We start from the raw sequence: 18,745 nt of genomic DNA, 5'->3' as shown, positions 1-18,745 counted from the left end.
AGGTTCCTGTATCCCTCCTAGATTCTCCGGCATGGAGAACACCACCGACATCCGCCCCTTCCGCGTCGACATTCCGCAGGCCGAACTGGACGACCTGCGCGACCGCATCGCCCGCGCCCGCTGGCCCCGGCAGATCCCCGGAACCGGCTGGGAGCGCGGCGTTCCCGCGGACCACCTCAAGGAGCTGGCGGCCTACTGGGCCGGCGGCTTCGACTGGCGCGCGCAGGAGAAGACGCTGAACGAGCACCCGCAGTTCGTGACCACGATCGACGGCCAGGACATCCACTTCCTGCATGTCCGCTCACCCGAGCCGGACGCGCTGCCGTTGATCCTCTGCCACGGCTGGCCAGGATCGTTCGTGGACTTCCTGGACGTGATCGGGCCGCTGACCGATCCCCGCGCGCACGGCGGTGACCCGGCGGACGCGTTCCACGTCGTGATCCCGTCGCTGCCCGGCTTCGGGTTCTCCAACCCGGTGCGGGAACCGGGCTGGGGCAACCTGTTCCGGGTGGCCGCCGCGTTCGGGGAGCTGATGAGCCGGCTCGGCTACCAGCGATTCGCCGCGCAAGGCGGCGACATCGGGGGTGGCGTGACCACGCTGCTGCCCATGGCCGCCCCGGGCCGCGTGGTCGCCACCCACATCAACGGTCCATCGCCGTACCCGTTCGGACCGCCCATCGAGCTGGACGGGCTGTCCGACGCGGACCGGGCACGCGCCGAGCGATTCAACGCCGCCCGCCAGGACGGACTCGGCTATCTGCACCTGCAGTCCACCCGCCCGCGGACCCTGGCCTACTCGCTGAACGACTCGCCGATCGGACAGTTGGCGTGGATCGCGGAGAAGTTCAAGGAATGGACCGACCCCGCCGCCGACCTGCCCGAGGACGCGGTCGACCGCGACCGGCTGCTCACCAACGTGAGCCTGTACTGGTTCACCGGCTCCGGCGCGTCCTCGGCCGACATCCTCTACGAGGGGATGCGCGCCTACCGCGAGATGGCCTCAGGGCCGTCAGGCGACGATCAGGCCGGATGGCCGTCGGTGCCGGCGCCGCCGCAGGGGATCGCGGTGTTCGCGGCGGACATGACGATCCGCGCCCTCGCCGACCCCGGGAACACCGTCGACCACTGGTCGGAGTTCGACCGGGGTGGCCACTTCCCGGCGATGGAGACACCCGGCCTGCTCGTCAGCGACCTGCGCGAGTTCCTCCGCGTCGCGCGGTGATCCTGGCGGGCGGGCGGCGCACCGGAAGGGCGCGTCGCCCGCCCGTCACAGGACGGGCGGGACGGACAGGTCAGGCGGTGCGCGACAATCTTCGTATGGCGGAAACGCTCTCCGGTGCGATCGAGTTGCCCGACGGCGTCTGGGTTCGCGGTCGCGGCCTGCGGCGGCCCCTGCCCGACGGGCCGGTGCCCGGCTACGGGCTCTACCTGGGCTCGGCGCGTCTCCAGCGCCGCCACCAGGGCGCCCTGGCCTGGCCGCACGAATGGGTCCGCTGGCCCGACTTCCTGCTGCCGGTGGACCGGGACGCCGCCGCGCGTGCCGTCATCCGCCTGCACGCCCACGCCCGTTCGGGCTCGCCGGTGGAGGTCGCCTGCGGCGGAGGCGTCGGCCGCACCGGCACGGTCATCGCCTGCCTGGCCACGCTCGCGGGGCTCGGGCCCGACGAGGCGGTCGCGTGGGTCCGCGAGCACCACCACCCGAGGGCGGTCGAGACGCCCTGGCAGCGGCGCTGGGTCGCCTGGTTCGCCGGCGAGCCCCCGGCCGATCCGCAGGACGGCCCGCCCGCCGGTGATGGTTGACCCGGCGGCCGGGGGCGGGGCATCGTAGGGCTGATGACCAGCGATGAGACGCGGGACGGGGTGCCGCTGACCAATCTCGGCGGGCCGCTGTTCGACGGGGCGAACGCGACCAAGCGCGATCTGGTCGACTATCTCGACGCGGTCCGCGACCGCATCCTGCCCGTGCTGCGCGACCGCCCGCTGTCGGTGCTCCGCGTGCGGCCGGGGCAGGCGCCGTTCATGCAGAAGAACGTCCCGAAGTACACCCCGTCCTGGGTGCGCACGGTGTCGGTGTGGGCGGAGACCTCCCACCGGCAGGTGTCCTACGCGCTGTGCGACGACCGGCGGACGCTGCTGTGGTTCGCCAACCAGCGGGCGGTGGAGTACCACCCGGCGCTGGTGCGCGGCGACCACGCCACCCACCTGGTGATCGACCTGGACCCTCCGGAGGACAACGCCTTCCCGCTCGCCGTGCGGGCCGCCCGGCTCGTCCGGCAGGCACTGGACGAGGCCGGGCTGGCAGGCGCGGTCAAGACCAGCGGGGCCAAGGGGCTGCACATCTTCGTCCCGGTGGCCGAGGGCGTCGCGATGGAGGACCTCGCCGCCGCGACCCGGGCGCTGGCCGCGCGGGCCGAGCGCGTCGACCCCTCGCTCGCCACGACGGCGTTCATCCGCGAGGACCGCGAGGGCAAGGTGTTCCTCGACTCCACGCGGGCCGGCGGGGCGACGGTGGTGGCCGCCTACAGCCCGCGCGTGCGGCCGGGCGCGCCGGTCTCCTTCCCCGTGGCGTGGGAGGACCTGCCCCGCGTGTCGCCGGCCGACTTCACCGTCCACACCGCGGCGCGGCTGCTCGGCGACGGCGACCCCTGGGCCGAGCTGATGCCGCCGCCCCAGCGGCTGCCGGACGACCTGGTCGAGCAGGGGCACACCATCCCGGTGGCCCGGGTCCAGGCCATGCACGAGGGCAAGCGCCGCGCCCGCGCCCGCCGCGGCGAGTGACGCGCGACGTCCGCTCGCCCCCGCCGGATCCTTCGTGTCGCGCAGTATCCTCGCGATCCTCGCGATCTGGCACAGAAGGGACAAGGCGCCAATGACCACCGAACGGATCCCCCCGCCCGTGATCGGGGACGAGCGCGCGATGTTGCGTGGCTTCCTCGACTACCAGCGCGCGACGCTCGCCATGAAGTGCGACGGCCTGTCCGACGAGGAGCTGCGCCGTCGCTCCATGCCGCCGTCCACGCTGTCGCTGCTCGGGCTGGTGCGGCACATGGCCGAGGTCGAGCGCGCGTGGTTCCGCCGGGTGGTGGGCGGCGAGGACGTCCCGCTGGTCTGGTCCGACGAGGGCGACTACCAGGTCGCCTACGACGCGAGCGGGGCCACCCGGTCGCAGGCGTTCGCGGCCTGGCAGGCGGAGGTCGAGCACGCGCGCCGCGTCGAGCTGAGGGCTCCGTCCCTGGAGGTCACCGCCCACGCCGCCCGGTGGGAGCAGGACGTGTCGCTGCGCCTGGTCATGCTGCACGTGCTGCTGGAGTACGCCCGGCACAACGGGCACGCCGACCTCATCCGCGAGGGCGTCGACGGCACCGTCGGCGCCTGAGCCCGCCCGCGGGGGCCGATGAGCGGGCGGCGACGCCCGGACACCGAGGCCCCGCGAACGGGCGGCGACGCCCGGACACCGAGGCGCCAGGAGCGGGCGGTGCCGGGCGGGCGCGGGGCCGCGGGCCGTCGGCAGGCTTCACAGGGGGGCTTTCCGGCGCGGCCACCAGCGGGTTGAGCACGTTGGAAGAAGACGGCGGGGCCCGGGATCGTGAAAGCTTCATCCGGCGCCGCGCGGCCACCGACACCGAGACGTGGGCCGCCATACGCTGATCGATGATCCGACCGCCGCGACCGTGCCGCCTTCTCGGGCTCTGGAACGGTCCGCGGCTCCCCGATAGAAGGGCAACACATGTCGTCGCAGGAGAACACCGCGCATACGCCGGCACGGCGCCGGGGCCGCGGAAGGTTACGGGCGGGCGCGGTCGGCGCGCTCCTCGTCCTGGTCATGGGGCTGTTCACCACGGCCGCCGGCGCCGACCGCGCCGCGACCGAGCCGACCGAGGGGCCGGCCCGCTTCGCCCCCGGCTTCGTCCACGGCCGGGTGGCCGTCGACGGAGGCTTCGTCCACTACGTGCGGGGCGGGTCCGGCCCGGCCCTGGTGTTCATCCACGGCTGGCCGGAGACCTGGTGGATGTGGCGCAAGGTCATGCCCGAGCTCGCGCGCGACCACACGGTGATCGCCATCGACCTGCCGGGCCTCGGGGCCTCCTCCATCCCCACCGGCGGCTTCGACAAGGCCGCCGCCGCGCGGCGGGTGCGGCAGGCCGTCAACCGGCTCGGCTTCACCCAGGTGCAGCTCGTCGGGCACGACTTCGGCGCGCTGATCGCCTACCCGTACGCCCGCGACTTCCCCGGCGAGGTGACCCGCCTGGCCGTGCTGGAGACGCCCCTGGCGGGCTTCGGCCTGGAGGACCTCTACGGGATCAGCTGGCACTTCCGCTTCAACATGTCGCCGAAGCCCATTCCCGAGACGATCATGGACAACGACGACGTCCCGACCTACCTCGGCATGATGTTCCAGTTCAGCAAGCACCCTGAGCTGATCGACCGCGAGACCTACTACGCCGCCTACGCCGACCCGGCGCGGCGCAGCGCGGGGTACGAGTACTACCGGGCGTTCCCGGCGGACGCCGAGAACAACAAGGCCAACGCGGGCACGCGGCTGCCCATGCCGGTGCTGGCGATGGGCGGGGAGTTCTCCTTCGGCCCCGGTGTCGGCGCCTCCTTCTCCCAGGTCGCCGACGACGTGCGGCCGGTGGTGGTCCCCGACGCCGGGCACTACATCCCCGAGGAGAACGCGCCCTTCCTGACCGACTGCGCCAAGCTGTTCTTCGGCGCCACCGCCACCACGCCGGACCGGGCGGAACTGGCCGGCTGCGTCCGCTGATCCCCTGGATGTGCCCGGCCCCTTACGGCGCCGGGCACATCGCCGTTTTACATAAGGCCATATTCCGATGGTTTTGGTAGGGTATGCGGGTGGATTTCGACTTCACCATGGCGATCGGCTCGTTCCTGGTCGCCATCGTCGTCGGCCTGACCGGCATGGGCGGCGGCGCACTCATGACGCCCATGCTCGTCACCTTCTTCGGCGTCCCCCCGCTGGCCGCCGTCTCCAGCGACCTGGTCGCCGCGGCGGTGATGAAGCCGGTCGGCAGCCTGGTCCACCTCCGCAGGGGCACCGTCCATCTCAGGATGGTGGGCTGGCTGTGCGCGGGCTCGGTCCCGGCCGCGTTCTGCGGCGTGCTGATCGCCCGGGCGCTCGGCGACGGCGAGGACGTGCAGAAGGTCATCCAGAAGGCGCTGGGCGTCGCGCTGCTGATCGCCGCCACCGGCCTGGCCGTGCGGGGCTACCTGGCCATGCGCGACAACGCCGAGCGCAGGACCGCGGCCACCGGACGGCGCACCGCCGAGCCGGGCGAGCCGGCCGCCACCGCCCCGCCCGCCGCCGTCCCGGTGCGTCCCCTGCCGACCGTCGTGATCGGCGTCATCGGCGGGCTCGTGGTCGGCATGACCTCGGTCGGCTCCGGCTCGCTGATCATCGTGGCACTGCTCGCCGTCTACCCGGCGCTCAAGGCGAACCAGCTCGTCGGCACCGATCTGGTGCAGGCCGTCCCCCTGGTCATGTCGGCGGCGATCGGGCACCTGATCTTCGGCGACTTCCAGCTCTCGGTCACCGTCGCGCTGCTGGCCGGCTCGATCCCGGGCGTGTACATCGGCTCCCGCATCTCCTCGCGGGCGCCGGGCGGGCTGATCCGCCGCGCCCTGGCGTTCGTGCTGCTCGCCTCGGCGCTGAAGATGTTCGACGTCTCCACCACGGCGACCGTCTGGGTGCTCGTCGGCGTGCTGGTCGCCGCGCCGGTGTTCTGGATGTTCCTGCGCACCCGGCACGGGCTGCCCGCGCTGCCCTGGGCGCGTGGCGCCGCCACGCCGGCCGAGACCGGCCGGCCGCCGGCCGACCTGTAACGGGCCTCGCGGGCGGTCGTAACGGGCCCCGCGGGCGGCCTCGCGGCCGTGCGACCAGGCCCGGCGAAATCACCGGAAAAAAGTGCCGCGCCCGGGGAACCTCGGCAACACATGCTCGTTGTACACGGTGCACAGCGTTTCGACGTCCCCCTTGGAGTAGCATTCATGCGCAAACTTCTCCTGCCCGTCGCGTTCGCCGCCGGTGTATTCCTGCTGGCGCCGCAAAGCGCCCAGGCCGCCACCAGCGCCACCTCCGCGTCGTCGGCCACGGAGACGGTCTCGCAGCTCAGGTCCCGGGTCACCGTCTCCTACCCCAAGGCGATACGGCGGGGCTGGCCCGCTCGCTATACCTTCAAAGTCACCAATCCGAATCAAATAAACAACGACGCGCTCGTCCTGCGCACCGACCTGCCGCACGGCGTCGTGTCAAAGGTGCGTTTTGTAACAAAACCGGGCGGCGCCTCCTGCGGAACCCGCAAACGGAATTCGGCCGGGAACTACGAGATCTACTGCCTGGTGCGCTCGCTCAACCACAGCAGGATCACCATGTCGTTCAACGTCTGGATCTCCACCAGGTACGGCGGCAAGTTCAGGGCCAACCACTACTGGGCCCCGGTGAGCCTCGGCGGCGGCAGCGTCCGCGACCACGTCGAAGAGCTGACCAGAGACGACCTCATCGGCCGCAGCTGGACGAAGATCGTCTGACCGCCCCGGCCCACCCGCCAAGCCCCCGCCGCGCGACGCGGCGGGGGCTTCGGCTGCCCGGGTGGACCCGTGCGGCGGTATACGGCATCGGATGAGTCACCGGCGGATGACGCTAGGCGGCGAGGGTGTCCAGGACGCCTTGGCCGTACTTGGCGAGTTTGTTCTCGCCGACGCCGCTCACCTTGCCCAGCTCGTCCAGCGAGGTGGGCATCATGGTGGCGATCTCGCGCAGGGTGGCGTCGTGGAAGATGACGTAGGCGGGCACGCCCTGTTCCTTGGCGGTGGCCGCGCGCCAGGCGCGCAGCCGCTCGAAGACCGGCACGGCCTCCTCGGGGAGGTCGGTGGGGGCGCCCTTGGCGGTCTTGGCGGCCTTCGCCGCGGCGCGCGCGGGGCGCTCGGGGTCGCGGCGCATCGGCACCTCGCGGCGGCGGCCCAGCACCTCGCGGCTGGCCTCGGTCAGCACCAGGGTGCCGTAGTCGCCCTCGACCGCGAGGAGCCCCTGGGCCAGCAGTTGACGCACCACGGCCCGCCACTCGGACTCGCCGAGCTCGGTGCCGACGCCGAACACGCTCAGCGAGTCGTGCCCGTGCTGGACGACCTTGGGGGTCGTCCGCCCGAGGAGGATGTCGATGATCTGGCCGGCGCCGAACTTCTGCCGCCGCTCGTTCGCCAGGCGCACGACGGTGGACAGGAGCTTCTGGGCGGCGATGGTGCCGTCCCAGGACTGCGGCGGGGTCAGGCAGGTGTCGCAGTTGCCGCAGGGGACGCCCTGCTGGCCGAAGTACTCGAGCAGGCGGGCGCGGCGGCACTCGACCGTCTCGCACAGGGCGAGCATGGCGTCGAGGTGGGCGGCGAGGCGGCGGCGGTGGGCGTCGTCCCCCTCCGAGGTGTCGATCATCTTGCGCTGCTGGACGACGTCCTGGAGCCCGTAGGCGAGCCAGGCGGTGGAGGGCAGGCCGTCGCGCCCGGCGCGGCCGGTCTCCTGGTAGTAGCCCTCGACGGACTTGGGCAGGTCGAGGTGGGCGACGAAGCGGACGTCCGGCTTGTCGATGCCCATGCCGAAGGCGATGGTGGCCACCATGACCAGGCCGTCCTCGCGCAGGAACCGCGACTGGTTGCCGGCGCGGGTGCGCGCGTCGAGGCCCGCGTGGTAGGGCAGGGCGGCGATGCCGTTGGCGACCAGGAACTCGGCGGTCTTGTCGACCGAGGCCCGCGACAGGCAGTAGACGATGCCGGCGTCGCCGGCGTGCTCGGTGCGCAGGAACGCGAGGAGCTGCCGCTTGGGGTCGCTCTTGGGGACGATGCGGTACTGGATGTTCGGCCGGTCGAAGCTCGCGACGAAGTGGCGGGCGTCGCGCAGGTTGAGCCGCGTCGCGATCTCGGCGTGGGTGGCCGGGGTGGCGGTCGCGGTGAGGGCGATGCGCGGCACGTCGGGCCAGCGTTCGTGCAGCATGGACAGCGCGAGGTAGTCGGGCCGGAAGTCGTGCCCCCACTGGGCGACGCAGTGGGCCTCGTCGATGGCGAACAGGGAGATGGCGCCGCGGTCGAGCAGCCGCAGCGTGGCGTCCACCCGCAGCCGCTCGGGGGCGAGGTAGAGCAGGTCGAGCTCGCCGGCGAGGAAGGCGGTCTCGACCTGGCGGCGCTCGTCGATGTCCTGCGTGGAGTTGAGGAAGCCCGCCCGCACGCCGAGCGCCGTCAGGGCGTGGACCTGATCTTGCATGAGGGCGATCAGCGGCGAGACGACGATGCCCGTGCCCTCGCGCACCAGCGCGGGGATCTGGTAGCACAGCGACTTGCCGCCGCCGGTGGGCATGAGCACCAGCGCGTCGTGACCGGCGACGACGTGGTCGATGATCTCTTGCTGGCCCTCGCGGAACGACGCGTAGCCGAACACGCGGCCGAGCACCCGCAAGGCGTCCGACGCCTGGAGGCCATCGTCGAGGGAGGTCATCGCGTCATTCTATGAGCCGCCCGCACCCCCGGAAGGCGAACGGCCCTCCCTGTGGACGACCATCCAGGACCATGCTCTGCCTGTGGACGACCGCTCGCGCCCGAGCTCCTTGGGCGACCGCCGAGTTCACCGTGCGTGGACGCCCCGACCCCGGCCTTTTTCTTCGGAGGAGCGCCCGGCCGGTGGGGGCCGGTTTCCCTATAACGGCCGTTGATCCAGACAGTTGATCCAGACATAGGACGGTATTTACATCCTTTGTCAACTGAGATAACAGTGATCTGCGCATGATCGGCGCGCATCCCCCCGGAGGTACACCTTGCGGCGATCGTCCAGATTGCTCGGCGCCATCGGCATCTCCCTGGCGCTGACCGCCACGACCGGCGGCGTCGCCGCCGCCCGCGTCCTGCCCCGCATCAGCGTCGTCGACGGCCGCACCCAGCCCGTCTTCTCCTACGCCGGCGCCGTCCGCGAGCACATCAGGGTGGAGACCCCGGTCGACAGCGACGGGGACGGCAGGAACGACCTGGCCGCCGTGGACCTCGTCCGGCCCGGGGAGACCGAGCAGGGACTGAAGGTCCCGGTCATCATGGACGAGAGCCCGTACTACGACACCGTGGGACGCGGCAACGAGGCCGAGCACAAGCGGTACGACGCCTCCGGCCTGCCGGTCAAGTTCCCGCTGTTCTACGACAACTACTTCGTGCCGCGCGGGTACGCCGTCCTGCTGGTGGACATGCTCGGCACCACCAGGTCCGACGGCTGCCCGGACGTGGGCGCCGCCGCCGACATCGCGGCGGGCAAGGCCGTGATCGACTGGCTGAACGGCCGGGCCAGGGGCTACAACCCCGACGGCAGCCCGGCCACGGCGAGCTGGGCCACCGGCAAGGTGGGCATGGTCGGCAAGTCCTACGACGGGACGCTGCCCATCGCGGTGGCGGGCACCGGCGTCCAGGGGCTCTCGACCATCGTCCCCATCTCGGCGATCAGCAGCTGGTACCGCTACACCCGCATGAACGGAGTGCTCTACACCGAGGACTACATGCCGTGGCTCGCGGAGACCATCGACTCCGACCCGCCGGCCAAGTGCGCCGCCATGCGGCAACGCCTGCACGAGGGCCAGGAGGACGCGACGGGGAACTACAACGCCTTCTGGGCCGAGCGCGACTACCTCAAGGGCAGCCTGGCCGACGTGAGCAAGGTGCGGGCCAGCGTGTTCGCCGTGCACGGGCTCGGCGACACCAACGTCAAGACCGACAACTTCAGCACCTACTGGGAGGCCCTCGCCCGGCGCGGCGTGCCGCGCAAGCTGTGGCTGTCGCAGTACGGGCACGTCGACCCGTTCGACTACCGGCGCGAAGAATGGGTCGACACGCTGCACGCCTGGTTCGACCAGTGGCTCCACGGCATCGACACCGGCGTCCTGCGACGGCCCAAGGTGGACGTGCAGGTGGCGCCCGCGCAGTGGGTGAGGCAGTCCGACTGGCCGGCCCGCTCGCTGGACCTGCCGCTGTGGCTGCGCCCCGGCCAGGACGCGCAGGGAAGCCTCGGGCTGCTGCCCGCGCGCGGGGGCACGACCGCGAGCTTCACCGACGACCCGTGGCAGACCGAGGACCAGATGGTCTCCGACCCGACGGCCGCCTCTCCGAACCGGCTGGTGTTCCTCACTCCGCCGCTGAAGCGGGCCGTACGGATCTCCGGCACCCCGGAGGTGGACATCCGCGCCAAGGTGAACCGCCCGGGGGTGAACCTGACCGCCCTGGTGGTCGACTACGGCGAGGACGAGCGGCTGGACTTCTACAACTCCGGCGGCGGCGTCAGGACGCTGGCCGACGAGAGCTGTCACGGCGAGAGCACGGCCGACGACGACGCCTGCTACCGGCGGACCGAGACCGTCACCACGCGCCTGCCGCTGGAGATCGTGGCCCGCGGCTGGCTCGACGCCCGCAACCGCCGCTCCCTCACGACCTCGCAGGATCTGACGCCCGGCAAGGAGTACCGGCTGACCTGGGACACGCTGCCGGCCGACTCCGTCGTCAAGGCGGGCCACCGCCTCGCGGTCGTCCTGGCCGGGAGCGACGCGAGCGAGACCATGACGGACTCGGCGGACCCGGCCCCGGCGACGGTGACCGTCGACCTGTCCGGCAGCCGGATCCGGCTGCCGCTGGCCGCGCCCCCGGCGGGCCAGGACTCCGCCCCGGCGACGACCATGGACTTCGCCCCGGCTCCTGCCGAGGGACAGTGGCGCGGGCCCAAGGACGTCGTGCTGCCCCGGCCCTCGCGCGACCTGTTCTGATCTCCACCCCGGCAAGGGCTCCCGCCCTCGCCGGGGGCTCCGCTCCCGCGCCCGGCGGCGCGGGAGCGGGGTCAGAAGGTCCTGCCGGTGATGTAGTCGGTCAAGGCGAGCGCGGCGCCGGCGACGTCGCGGACGGGGTGGCGCTTCTCGGCCGACTGCCAGGAGTAGTACGCGCCCCCGTACCCGACGAAGACCCACAGGGGCAGCCCCACGTCGGGGCGGTGGACCAGCAGCGCGGGCATCTGCTCGCGCAGTTCGGCGTCCACGCCGAGGGCGGTCAGTGACTCGTGCAACCGCAGCAGCTTGGCCCGCTCGTCGCGGACCTCGGAGGTCGTGCCGCCGGTCGCCTCCCGAATGGTGATCGCGTCCATGTACGTCCTTCCACACACCCCGCAGTGCCGGGACGGCCGGTGGGCGTCGGCTCCGTACTGCGCTGGAAGTCCTTCGCCCCACCGAAATGCCTTATTTAAGACAAACACCGCCCCCCGCGCCCGGAGACCCCACCGGCGCCCCACACTGTCGCCGCCGCGTCCCCCTACGGCCGGGACCCGCCGAGATAGCACCATGGCCGGCCCCGATAGAAGTCCAGGTGGCGCCTATCGGCCGCGGGTCCGCCCGTCACCCCTGAGCACCATGGTGTTGAATTGGCGGGTGACGACGATCGCGCCCACCGGAGAGCAGCACACCATCGAGGCCGGCGGCCTGCGCGCCGTTGTCACCGAGGTCGGAGCGGGTCTGCGCTCCCTCACGCACGACGGCCGGCCGCTCGTCATGGGCTACTCCGAGCACCAGACCCCGCCCGGGTCGGCGGGGGTGCCCCTGCTCCCCTGGCCGAACCGCGTCGAGGACGGGCGCTACACCTTCGACGGCCAAGAGCGGCAGCTCGCGTTGACCGAGCCCAAGTCCGGCAACGCGGCGCACGGCTTCACCCGCACGCTGCCCTGGCGGGTGCTCACGCACGACGAGGCGTCCATCACTCTGGGCCTGCGGCTGTTCCCGCAGACCGGCTACCCGCACATCCTCGACCTTTCGGTCGCCTACACCCTGGACGGCTCGGGGCTGGCGGTCGAGATCGGGGCGGTCAACCTCGGGGACACCCCCGCGCCGTACGGCTTCGGCGCCCACCCCTACCTGACGGTCGGCGAGCCGCTCGACGAGGCCGTGCTCACGCTCCCCGCCGCCGAGTGGGTCGCCGTGGACGAACGCAAGATCCCGGTCGGCAGGCGCCCGGTCGAGGGCACCCCGTACGACTTCCGCGCCGCCCGCCCGATCGGCGAGCTGTCCCTGGACACCCCGTTCACCGGGCTGACCCGCGACGCCGGCGGGCGCGTGCGGGTGCGGCTCGCCACCGCCGACGGCACGCGCGGCGTGGAGCTGTGGGGCGGCGAGGGGGTCGAATGGCTCCAGCTCTTCACCGGCGACTCCCTGTCCGGGGAGCACCGGCGCGGCGGCCTGGCCGTGGAGCCGATGAGCTGCCCGCCCAACGCCTTCCGCACCGGCGAGGACCTCATCCGCCTCGCCCCCGGCGAGAGCGTCGCCCACCACTGGGGCATCACCCCGTTCCACCGCTGAGGCCGCCTCCGGCCCGGCGCACGTCGCGAGCACCTCGCACAGAGCTCCGCAACGTGGACCTCCCCAAGGTCATCAACGGCTCCAACAGCAACGGCAACTGGGAACTGAGCATGATGGAGGCCGCCGTGGGCATATCGGTCTTCCTTGAGGACCGCACCGACTACGACAAGGCGATCGCGAGGTTCCGCGGCCGCGTACCCGCATACGTCTACCTGGCCACCGACGGCGCCCTCCCCGCCGGCCCGCCGAACAGCGGCATCGACACCCAGGCCGAGATCGTCAAGTACTGGCAGGGGCAGTCCACCTTCGCCGACGGTCTCTCCCAGGAGACCTGCCGCGACTTCACCCACACCGGCTACGGCATCTCGGCGATCTCGCACGTCGCCGAGACCACCCGCATCCAGGGCCAGGACCTGTACCCGGAGATCGCCGACCGGCTCCGGCACGCGCTCGGGTTCCACACCAAGTACCAGCTCGGCGCCACAGTGCCGTCCTGGCTGTGCGGCGGCGGCCTCACCCTCGGCCTCGGGCCGGTGACGGAGGTGGGCTTCAACGCTCTGCACAACCGGATGGGCATCGCCATGACCAACACCCAGACCTACACCGAGCAGCAGCGCCCCGCCGGAACCAACGCCCTTTTCGTCGCCTGGGAGACCCTCACCCACGCCGGCAACCCCAACTGACCCGCGGGCTCCCCGCCGGCCGCCGGACCCCCCGTCCGGCGGCCGGCGATCCGCCTACTTGCGGGCGCTGATCAGCGCGAGGGGGTTGTCCGGGGCGTCGGCCTTGGCCTTCTCCATCCGCTCGCCGAGTTCCTGGAGCTTGTTGCGGCCCATGGCCTCCCGCACCTGCGGGAACCACTCCTGCTCCTCTTCCTCCACGTGGTGGCGGACGTTCTCCATCAGGACCGTCATCTTGGCGTCGTACCGCTCGTCCTGCGGGTCGAGGTCGCGCAGCTCCGACAGCATCCAGACCACGACGTGGTGCTCCTCGACGCTCTCCAGCACGTGCTCGGCGGTGTCGGGGACGTCCTGACGGGCCGTCGGGTAGAAGATCTCCTCCTCGATGTAGGCGTGCGTCGTGAGCTCGCGGATCACCTGCTCGACGATCCGCTGCTTCTCCTTGTAGGCCTTCTCGCCCGCCTTCTCGAACTCCTTGAACAGCTTCTCGACGGTCTTGTGGTCGTCCTTCAACAACACGATGGCGTCCATCGACGGTCTTCCCCTCTGACTCGTGTGGTCCTGGTTACCTCGCTTCCTCCTGACAGAGATTTAAACCCGCAGGCAGGAGATCGCGCCAACACCAAGCGTCATCGCGCCTTCACCTGCCGTGGCGGTCCTTCCCGCCTCCGGCGTGTGACCATGGAGGCATGGCCGAGACGATGACCGCCTGGGTGGTGCGCCGACCCGGGCCCATGTCCAGCGGGCCGCTGGAGCGCGTGCGGCTGCCCATCCCCGCCCCGGCCCCGGGCGAGGTGCTGGTGGAGGTCGAGGTCTGCGCCGTCTGCCGTACCGACCTGCACCTCGCCGAGGGCGACCTGCCGCCCAAACGGCCGGACACCGTGCCCGGGCACGAGGTCGTGGGCCGGGTCGTCGCCCAGGGCGCCGGCGTGCGGCGGCCGGCGACCGGCACCCGGGTCGGAGTCGCCTGGCTGCACTCCACCTGCGGAGAGTGCCGCTACTGCCTGCGCGGCTCGGAGAACCTGTGCCCGAACGCGAGCCACACCGGCTGGGACGTCAACGGCGGGTACGCCCAGTACGTCACCGCGCTGGAGGACTACGTCTACGAGCTGCCCGAGGACCTGCCCGCCGAGCGGCTCGCCCCGCTGCTGTGCGCCGGCATCATCGGTTACCGCGCCCTGGCCCGCGCCGATCTCCCGCCGGGCGGGCGTCTCGGCGTCTACGGCTTCGGCGCCTCGGCGCACCTGGTCGCGCAGGTGGCGATCGCGCAGGGCGCGGCGGTGCACGTGCTGACCCGCTCGCTGCGCGCCCAGGAGCTGGCGCTGGAGCTCGGCGCGGCCTCGGCGGGCGGGGCGTACGACGCCCCGCCCGAGCCGCTGGACGCCGCGATCCTGTTCGCGCCGGTCGGAGACCTGGTCCCGGTGGCCCTGAAGGCGCTCGACATGGGGGGCACGCTCGCCGTGGCCGGCATCCACCTCACCGACATCCCCTCGCTCACCTACGAGGAGCACCTGTTCTACGAGCGGACGCTGCGCAGCGTGACCGCCAACACCCGCGAGGACGGCCGCGCGCTCCTCGATCTGGCCACCCGCCATCCGCTGCGCGTCACCACGGTCCCCTACGACTTCGACCGCGCCGACCAGGCCCTCGCCGACCTCGCCGCCGACCGCGTCACCGGCGCCGCCGTCCTGCGCCTGCCCGGCTGAAACCCACGCCGCCGCAGGCCGGGCGGCCCCGTGGTCCTCGGGGCGGTCGTTCCCGGGGGTCAGCGCCGGAGATGCGGCGGGCGCACGTTCCTGGCGGGGTGCGGGGCGGCGGGCGGAGGTTCCTGGCGTCAGGGGGGTGAGGGGCGGCGGCGGAGCAGTTCGACGACGGCGGTGATGTCGGCGTCCTGCCATCCCTTGGCCGCCGCCTCCTCGTACCGCCGTTGCACCAGCCGGGCGATCGGCGGCGAGACGCCGTTGGACTCGGCGACCTCGGTGAGCAGCCGCACGTCCTTGGCACCGAGCGAGGTGGCGAACCATCCCTCGTGGCGCCCGGCGATGAGATCGTCGAGCCGGTTGTGCAGCCCCGGCGCCACGGTGGGCCAGCTGCGCAGCACCTCGCGCAGCAGCGTCCTGTCCAGACCGGCGGCCTCGGCCGTCGCGACCACCTCGCCGAGCACCGCGATCCCGGCCATCAGCAGGTAGTTGTTGAGCAGCTTGAACGCCGAGGCCTCCCCAGGGTCGGCGCCGCAGTACCAATGCGCGGAGAACAGCCGTGACCATATGGGCTCCAGGCGCTCGGCGAGCGCGCGGTCGCCGCCGACCAGCCCGGCGGCCGACCCGCCCAGCACCGCCTGCGGCGCCCCGAGGATCGGCGCGGCGAGGAAGCGCCGCCCGGGCGCCATCTCGCGCAGGCGGCGGGACGCCTCCGGCGAGACGGTGCTCATGTCGACCACGACCCTGGAGCCTTCCGAACCGTCGGAACCGCTGGCACCGCTGGACTCAGCGGAACCGTCTGAACCGCTGAAACGAGAGGAACCAACGGCCCCTGAACCAGTAGGACCGCCTGGACCGCCGGAGCTGCCAGAACCATAGGAGCCACTTGGATCGCCGGAACCTCCGGAACCTCCGGAACCAGGCGAACCACCTGGACGGTCGGGACCGCCGGGACCACCTGTATGGCCGGTGTCGTCGGGGTCGTGGGTGTCCTGCGCCGGGGGCCTGTCACCGGGGCCGGTCAGGGCGGACATCACCTCCAGGGCGGCCCGCTCGTCGGTGAGCGACATCAGCACGGCCTCGGCGTCCCTCGCGGCCTGCCGGGGCGAGGACGCCTCGACCGCTCCGGACTCGACCACCTCGGCCGCGCGCCCCGGCGTCCGGTTCCAGACGGTGACGTGGTAGCCCTGGGCCAGTAGCCTCGCGGCCACGGCCCTGCCCATGTTGCCCATCCCCAGCACGGCCACCCGCATGCGCGATCCCCCCTCGCCTCCATTGTCGCGGGCGCCTCCAGGCGGCCCCGGCGGGAGGGGGTGGCTCACGGCTCGCGGGCGTGGGTCACGGCACCGGCGTTCATGCGGAATCCCCGATGAGTTCCACGGTCATCGGCCCAGTCGGAAGATCCATCGTCAACGATCCGAGGTTCCGCCGTCTCACAGCGTCGGCGCGTGGTGCGGGAACATCTCCGCCGAGGGCGCCGCGACGAGGGGCTTCATCGCCTCCTGGAGCGCCCATGCCTCCTTGAGCAGCAGCCGGCGGTCTCGCGGCTCGCAGTCGGCGTCCACCACGACGTTGTCGCCCTCGAAGCGCGGGAACACGTGGATGTGGGCGTGGAACACATCTTGCAGCGCGACCTCGCCGTCGGCCACGAAGATGTTGACGCCCTCGCACCGCAGCCCGGAGCGGCGCAGACCGCGCGCCACCCGCTGGGCCAGGCGCCACATGTGCGCGCCGATCTCCTCGTCGAGGTCCTCCAGCCCGCCGGCGTGGACGCGCGACACCACCAGGGCATGTCCCGGGTTCACCGGGTTGCCGTCCATGACGACGATCGCGGTCTCGTCCTGGAAGACCAGGCTCGCCTCGGCCCGTCCCGCGAGAATGTCGCAGTAAGCACACGGATCGAGTGATACGTCCATATCTGTATGTTCCTCCGCGCCCGAACGAGCCCTCCACCGGGGTGCCATGAGCATCCGACCTCCCCGGCCCGGCCCGCGGGCATCCCGATGATCTCTGTCAGTGGACGCGACGTCGGGCACCCCGATGATCTCCGTCAGTCGACGTAGCGGCGGGCGACCGAGGTGCGCTGCGGCTCCTCCAGCAGGCGCAGCCCCCGCTCCACGTCCATCGGCACGACCCGCCGTTCCCGCAGCACCCACGGCAGCCCGGCCAGCGCCGCGCCCACGGCCGAGACGCTCGCCCGGTCCTTGGGGATCGACCGCAGGACGGCCACCGTGCGGCGCAGCGCGTCGAACGCGGGACGCCGCAGCCAGGCGGTCCACAGGGTGTTGCGGATGCCGAGCCTGCGCCGCTGCCTGCGGTCGCGGACGGTTGAGGCGGCGTGATGCACGACGACGTCCTCCGCCCAGCACAGCCACCATCCGCGGGCCGCCAGGTCGAGGCTGAGCAGTTCCTCCTCCCCGCCCAGCCACAGCCTCGGCGAGAACCCGCCGGCCTCGCGGAACGCGGTCACCCGCAGCATGGACGCCCCGGCGAGGATGCTCAGCAGCGCCGGGCCGGGCAGCCACGGCGGACCGGGGACCGGCGAGTAGCGCAATTCTGGCGTGATCGGGTCTTCGCGCAGCGACGGCTCCACCAGGATGCGGCCGGTGACCGACGCCAGCCGAGGATGCGCGTCCAGCAGGTCGGCGGCTCTGGACAGTGCGCCCGGCTCCCACCAGGTGTCGTCGTCGCAGAAGGCCACGTATGGCGTCATGACCTCCTGCACCGCCACGTTACGGGCGACGGCCCCGAGGTTGTGCGGGCTGCGGATCAGCCGCACCCCCGGGAAGTCCCGCGCGACCGCGTCCGCGCTCCCGTCACGCGAGCCGTTGTCCACGACGATCACGCCAGGACGCTCGGGCAGCGCCGTCATGTGCCCCAGCGTGCGCAGCAACTCCTCCCGCCGGTCCATGGTGATCACCACGACCGTGACCCGCCCGTCCCCGGAGGTCATGAAGGGACCCCGACGCCCGGGACGTCCCTCCCTCCGGGCGCGGCGGTGTGCCCGGCCTCCCGCTCGGCGGGGCGGGCGCCGGACTCCAGCAGCCGAGCGGCGGCCTCGACGTGGGCGGGCAGGCGCCGCCGCCCGGCGATCACGAGGGGCAACCGGAGCAGAGCGGACAGCAGGGCCCGCCCGCAGGCGGGGTCGCGCGGCGCACGGGCGGCCAGGCGCGCGGTCTCCCGCAGCACGACTCCGGCCGGACGGCGCAGCCAGACGGTCAGCAGGGCGTTGCGCGCCTGCACCCGGCGCCGGCCCGCCGCCGGCTCGCGCAGAGGCGACGGCTCGTGGACGGCGACGACGTCCGGCACGTGGCACCGGTCCCAGCCGAGCGCCGCCAGGTCGTAGGCGAGCAGTTGCTCCTCACCGGGGAAGAACAGCACGGGGCTGAACCCCCCGGCCTGCAGGAACGCCTGGCGGCGCACGACCGACCCGCAGGCGAGGAACCCCAGCACCGGCGGCCCCGGCTGGTCCGGGCCGCCGCGCAACGGCGTGCCCGCCAGCATGGCGTTGATCGGGTCGGGCGCGCGTTCCGGACCCACCAGCATGCTCGCCGCGATCAGGCCGAGGCGGGGGTGGGCGTCGAAGGTCTCGGCGGCCAGCCGCAGCGCGCCGGGCTCCCACCAGGAGTCGTCGTCACTGAAGGCGACGTAGGGCGTGCGGGCGGCCAGCACGCCGATGTTCCTGGCGGGCGCGCCGAGGTTGTGGTGCAGCCGGATCACCTCGGCCTCGGGGAAGGCCGCGCGGACCCGCTCGGCGGCGCCGTCGGAGGAGCCGTTGTCCACCACGATCACCGGGGGACGTTCCGGCAGGGCGCGCAGGCGCTCCAGCGTGCGCAGGAGCTCCTCCCGGCGGTTCCTGGTAGCGATCACCACGGTCACCGGCACAGAGCCGGCGCCGAGGTCCTCCTCGGACGTCGTCGTCACGGCCCTCACCCCCTGATGCGTGGAAACCTCTCGTCGCGACCCATAACCGGCCGCAAGGCCCACAAACCCCACAGCCTCC

General features: G+C 72.5%; 18 protein-coding genes. 11 read left to right on the top strand and 7 right to left on the bottom strand.

Annotated elements, in window-relative coordinates; translation table 11 throughout:
- Positions 1 to 31 precede the first annotated feature (31 nt).
- From ACWEN6_RS27780 to ACWEN6_RS27750, 7 genes are all read left to right on the top strand, one after another.
- Positions 32 to 1,222 carry an epoxide hydrolase family protein gene (locus tag ACWEN6_RS27780; RefSeq protein ID WP_452574203.1) on the top strand — a complete coding sequence of 397 codons (1,191 nt, stop codon included), beginning with the start codon at positions 32 to 34 and terminating at the stop codon, positions 1,220 to 1,222.
- Positions 1,223 to 1,317: 95 nt separating this feature from the next.
- Positions 1,318 to 1,800, top strand: a complete 483-nt coding sequence (locus ACWEN6_RS27775; protein ID WP_452574201.1) for a protein-tyrosine phosphatase family protein — start codon at positions 1,318 to 1,320, stop codon at positions 1,798 to 1,800.
- A gap of 33 nt (positions 1,801 to 1,833) precedes the next feature.
- Positions 1,834 to 2,778: a DNA polymerase domain-containing protein gene (locus ACWEN6_RS27770; RefSeq protein ID WP_452574199.1), complete on the top strand. Its 945-nt coding sequence runs from the start codon at positions 1,834 to 1,836 to the stop codon at positions 2,776 to 2,778.
- Between the two features lie 91 nt (positions 2,779 to 2,869).
- On the top strand, positions 2,870 to 3,376 hold the full coding sequence (locus ACWEN6_RS27765) for a DinB family protein (RefSeq protein WP_452574197.1): 507 nt from the start codon (positions 2,870 to 2,872) through the stop codon (positions 3,374 to 3,376).
- 351 nt (positions 3,377 to 3,727) lie between these two features.
- A complete protein-coding gene (locus ACWEN6_RS27760) occupies positions 3,728 to 4,765 on the top strand; it encodes an alpha/beta fold hydrolase (protein ID WP_452574195.1) in 1,038 nt (345 codons plus the stop codon).
- Between the two features lie 83 nt (positions 4,766 to 4,848).
- Positions 4,849 to 5,841, top strand: a complete 993-nt coding sequence (locus ACWEN6_RS27755; protein WP_354838498.1) for a sulfite exporter TauE/SafE family protein — start codon at positions 4,849 to 4,851, stop codon at positions 5,839 to 5,841.
- A 165-nt stretch (positions 5,842 to 6,006) separates the two neighbouring features.
- Positions 6,007 to 6,546 carry a hypothetical protein gene (locus tag ACWEN6_RS27750; RefSeq protein ID WP_354838495.1) on the top strand — a complete coding sequence of 180 codons (540 nt, stop codon included), beginning with the start codon at positions 6,007 to 6,009 and terminating at the stop codon, positions 6,544 to 6,546.
- A gap of 112 nt (positions 6,547 to 6,658) precedes the next feature.
- On the opposite strand, the gene recQ is transcribed toward ACWEN6_RS27750, so the two are convergent.
- A complete protein-coding gene (recQ, locus tag ACWEN6_RS27745; RefSeq protein ID WP_452574193.1) occupies positions 6,659 to 8,497 on the bottom strand; it encodes a DNA helicase RecQ in 1,839 nt (612 codons plus the stop codon).
- Positions 8,498 to 8,813: 316 nt separating this feature from the next.
- Between recQ and ACWEN6_RS27740 the strand changes: the two genes are divergently transcribed.
- Positions 8,814 to 10,790 (top strand): Xaa-Pro dipeptidyl-peptidase, encoded by a 1,977-nt coding sequence (locus tag ACWEN6_RS27740; RefSeq protein ID WP_452574191.1) that lies wholly within the window; start codon positions 8,814 to 8,816, stop codon positions 10,788 to 10,790.
- A 71-nt stretch (positions 10,791 to 10,861) separates the two neighbouring features.
- On the opposite strand, the gene ACWEN6_RS27735 is transcribed toward ACWEN6_RS27740, so the two are convergent.
- Positions 10,862 to 11,161, bottom strand: a complete 300-nt coding sequence (locus tag ACWEN6_RS27735; protein ID WP_380824818.1) for a hypothetical protein — start codon at positions 11,159 to 11,161, stop codon at positions 10,862 to 10,864.
- A 280-nt stretch (positions 11,162 to 11,441) separates the two neighbouring features.
- On the opposite strand from ACWEN6_RS27735, the gene ACWEN6_RS27730 reads away from it, so the two are divergent.
- Entirely contained in the window at positions 11,442 to 12,362 is a 921-nt protein-coding gene (locus ACWEN6_RS27730; RefSeq protein WP_452574189.1) for an aldose 1-epimerase family protein, read from the top strand.
- Between the two features lie 53 nt (positions 12,363 to 12,415).
- Entirely contained in the window at positions 12,416 to 13,045 is a 630-nt protein-coding gene (locus ACWEN6_RS27725; RefSeq protein ID WP_452574187.1) for a hypothetical protein, read from the top strand.
- Positions 13,046 to 13,099: 54 nt separating this feature from the next.
- On the opposite strand, the gene ACWEN6_RS27720 is transcribed toward ACWEN6_RS27725, so the two are convergent.
- Entirely contained in the window at positions 13,100 to 13,573 is a 474-nt protein-coding gene (locus ACWEN6_RS27720; protein ID WP_354838480.1) for a hemerythrin domain-containing protein, read from the bottom strand.
- A 158-nt stretch (positions 13,574 to 13,731) separates the two neighbouring features.
- On the opposite strand from ACWEN6_RS27720, the gene ACWEN6_RS27715 reads away from it, so the two are divergent.
- Positions 13,732 to 14,748 carry a zinc-dependent alcohol dehydrogenase family protein gene (locus tag ACWEN6_RS27715; protein ID WP_452574186.1) on the top strand — a complete coding sequence of 339 codons (1,017 nt, stop codon included), beginning with the start codon at positions 13,732 to 13,734 and terminating at the stop codon, positions 14,746 to 14,748.
- 128 nt (positions 14,749 to 14,876) lie between these two features.
- On the opposite strand, the gene ACWEN6_RS27710 is transcribed toward ACWEN6_RS27715, so the two are convergent.
- The 4 genes from ACWEN6_RS27710 to ACWEN6_RS27695 form a co-directional block, all read right to left on the bottom strand.
- The gene (locus ACWEN6_RS27710; protein WP_452574184.1) at positions 14,877 to 15,995 is read right to left on the bottom strand and encodes an NAD(P)-dependent oxidoreductase; all 1,119 of its coding nucleotides are present in this window, start codon (positions 15,993 to 15,995) and stop codon (positions 14,877 to 14,879) included.
- A 180-nt stretch (positions 15,996 to 16,175) separates the two neighbouring features.
- The gene (locus ACWEN6_RS27705; RefSeq protein ID WP_354838471.1) at positions 16,176 to 16,658 is read right to left on the bottom strand and encodes an HIT family protein; all 483 of its coding nucleotides are present in this window, start codon (positions 16,656 to 16,658) and stop codon (positions 16,176 to 16,178) included.
- Between the two features lie 134 nt (positions 16,659 to 16,792).
- Positions 16,793 to 17,695 (bottom strand): glycosyltransferase family 2 protein, encoded by a 903-nt coding sequence (locus ACWEN6_RS27700; RefSeq protein WP_452574182.1) that lies wholly within the window; start codon positions 17,693 to 17,695, stop codon positions 16,793 to 16,795.
- The gene (locus tag ACWEN6_RS27695; protein ID WP_452574180.1) at positions 17,692 to 18,666 is read right to left on the bottom strand and encodes a glycosyltransferase family 2 protein; all 975 of its coding nucleotides are present in this window, start codon (positions 18,664 to 18,666) and stop codon (positions 17,692 to 17,694) included. Before ACWEN6_RS27695 ends, ACWEN6_RS27700 begins: the two co-directional genes overlap by 4 nt.
- Positions 18,667 to 18,745: the final 79 nt, after the last annotated feature.

It is taken from the genome of Sphaerisporangium sp. NPDC004334 (genome assembly GCF_053602655.1).
Note: the sequence above shows the minus strand (reverse complement) of the source record. Positions and strands in the feature narration are given on the sequence as shown.

Bases quoted from the DNA above. Each gene is read 5' to 3' on its own strand.
- ACWEN6_RS27780 (WP_452574203.1), top strand. From the start codon at position 32: ATGGAGAACACCACCGACATCCGCCCCTTCCGCGTCGACATTCCGCAG.
- ACWEN6_RS27775 (WP_452574201.1), top strand. From the start codon at position 1,318: ATGGCGGAAACGCTCTCCGGTGCGATCGAGTTGCCCGACGGCGTCTGG.
- ACWEN6_RS27770 (WP_452574199.1), top strand. From the start codon at position 1,834: ATGACCAGCGATGAGACGCGGGACGGGGTGCCGCTGACCAATCTCGGC.
- ACWEN6_RS27765 (WP_452574197.1), top strand. From the start codon at position 2,870: ATGACCACCGAACGGATCCCCCCGCCCGTGATCGGGGACGAGCGCGCG.
- ACWEN6_RS27760 (WP_452574195.1), top strand. From the start codon at position 3,728: ATGTCGTCGCAGGAGAACACCGCGCATACGCCGGCACGGCGCCGGGGC.
- ACWEN6_RS27755 (WP_354838498.1), top strand. From the start codon at position 4,849: ATGCGGGTGGATTTCGACTTCACCATGGCGATCGGCTCGTTCCTGGTC.
- ACWEN6_RS27750 (WP_354838495.1), top strand. From the start codon at position 6,007: ATGCGCAAACTTCTCCTGCCCGTCGCGTTCGCCGCCGGTGTATTCCTG.
- recQ (WP_452574193.1), bottom strand. From the start codon at position 8,497: ATGACCTCCCTCGACGATGGCCTCCAGGCGTCGGACGCCTTGCGGGTG.
- ACWEN6_RS27735 (WP_380824818.1), bottom strand. From the start codon at position 11,161: ATGGACGCGATCACCATTCGGGAGGCGACCGGCGGCACGACCTCCGAG.
- ACWEN6_RS27720 (WP_354838480.1), bottom strand. From the start codon at position 13,573: ATGGACGCCATCGTGTTGTTGAAGGACGACCACAAGACCGTCGAGAAG.
- ACWEN6_RS27715 (WP_452574186.1), top strand. From the start codon at position 13,732: ATGGCCGAGACGATGACCGCCTGGGTGGTGCGCCGACCCGGGCCCATG.
- ACWEN6_RS27710 (WP_452574184.1), bottom strand. From the start codon at position 15,995: ATGCGGGTGGCCGTGCTGGGGATGGGCAACATGGGCAGGGCCGTGGCC.
- ACWEN6_RS27705 (WP_354838471.1), bottom strand. From the start codon at position 16,658: ATGGACGTATCACTCGATCCGTGTGCTTACTGCGACATTCTCGCGGGA.
- ACWEN6_RS27700 (WP_452574182.1), bottom strand. From the start codon at position 17,695: ATGACCTCCGGGGACGGGCGGGTCACGGTCGTGGTGATCACCATGGAC.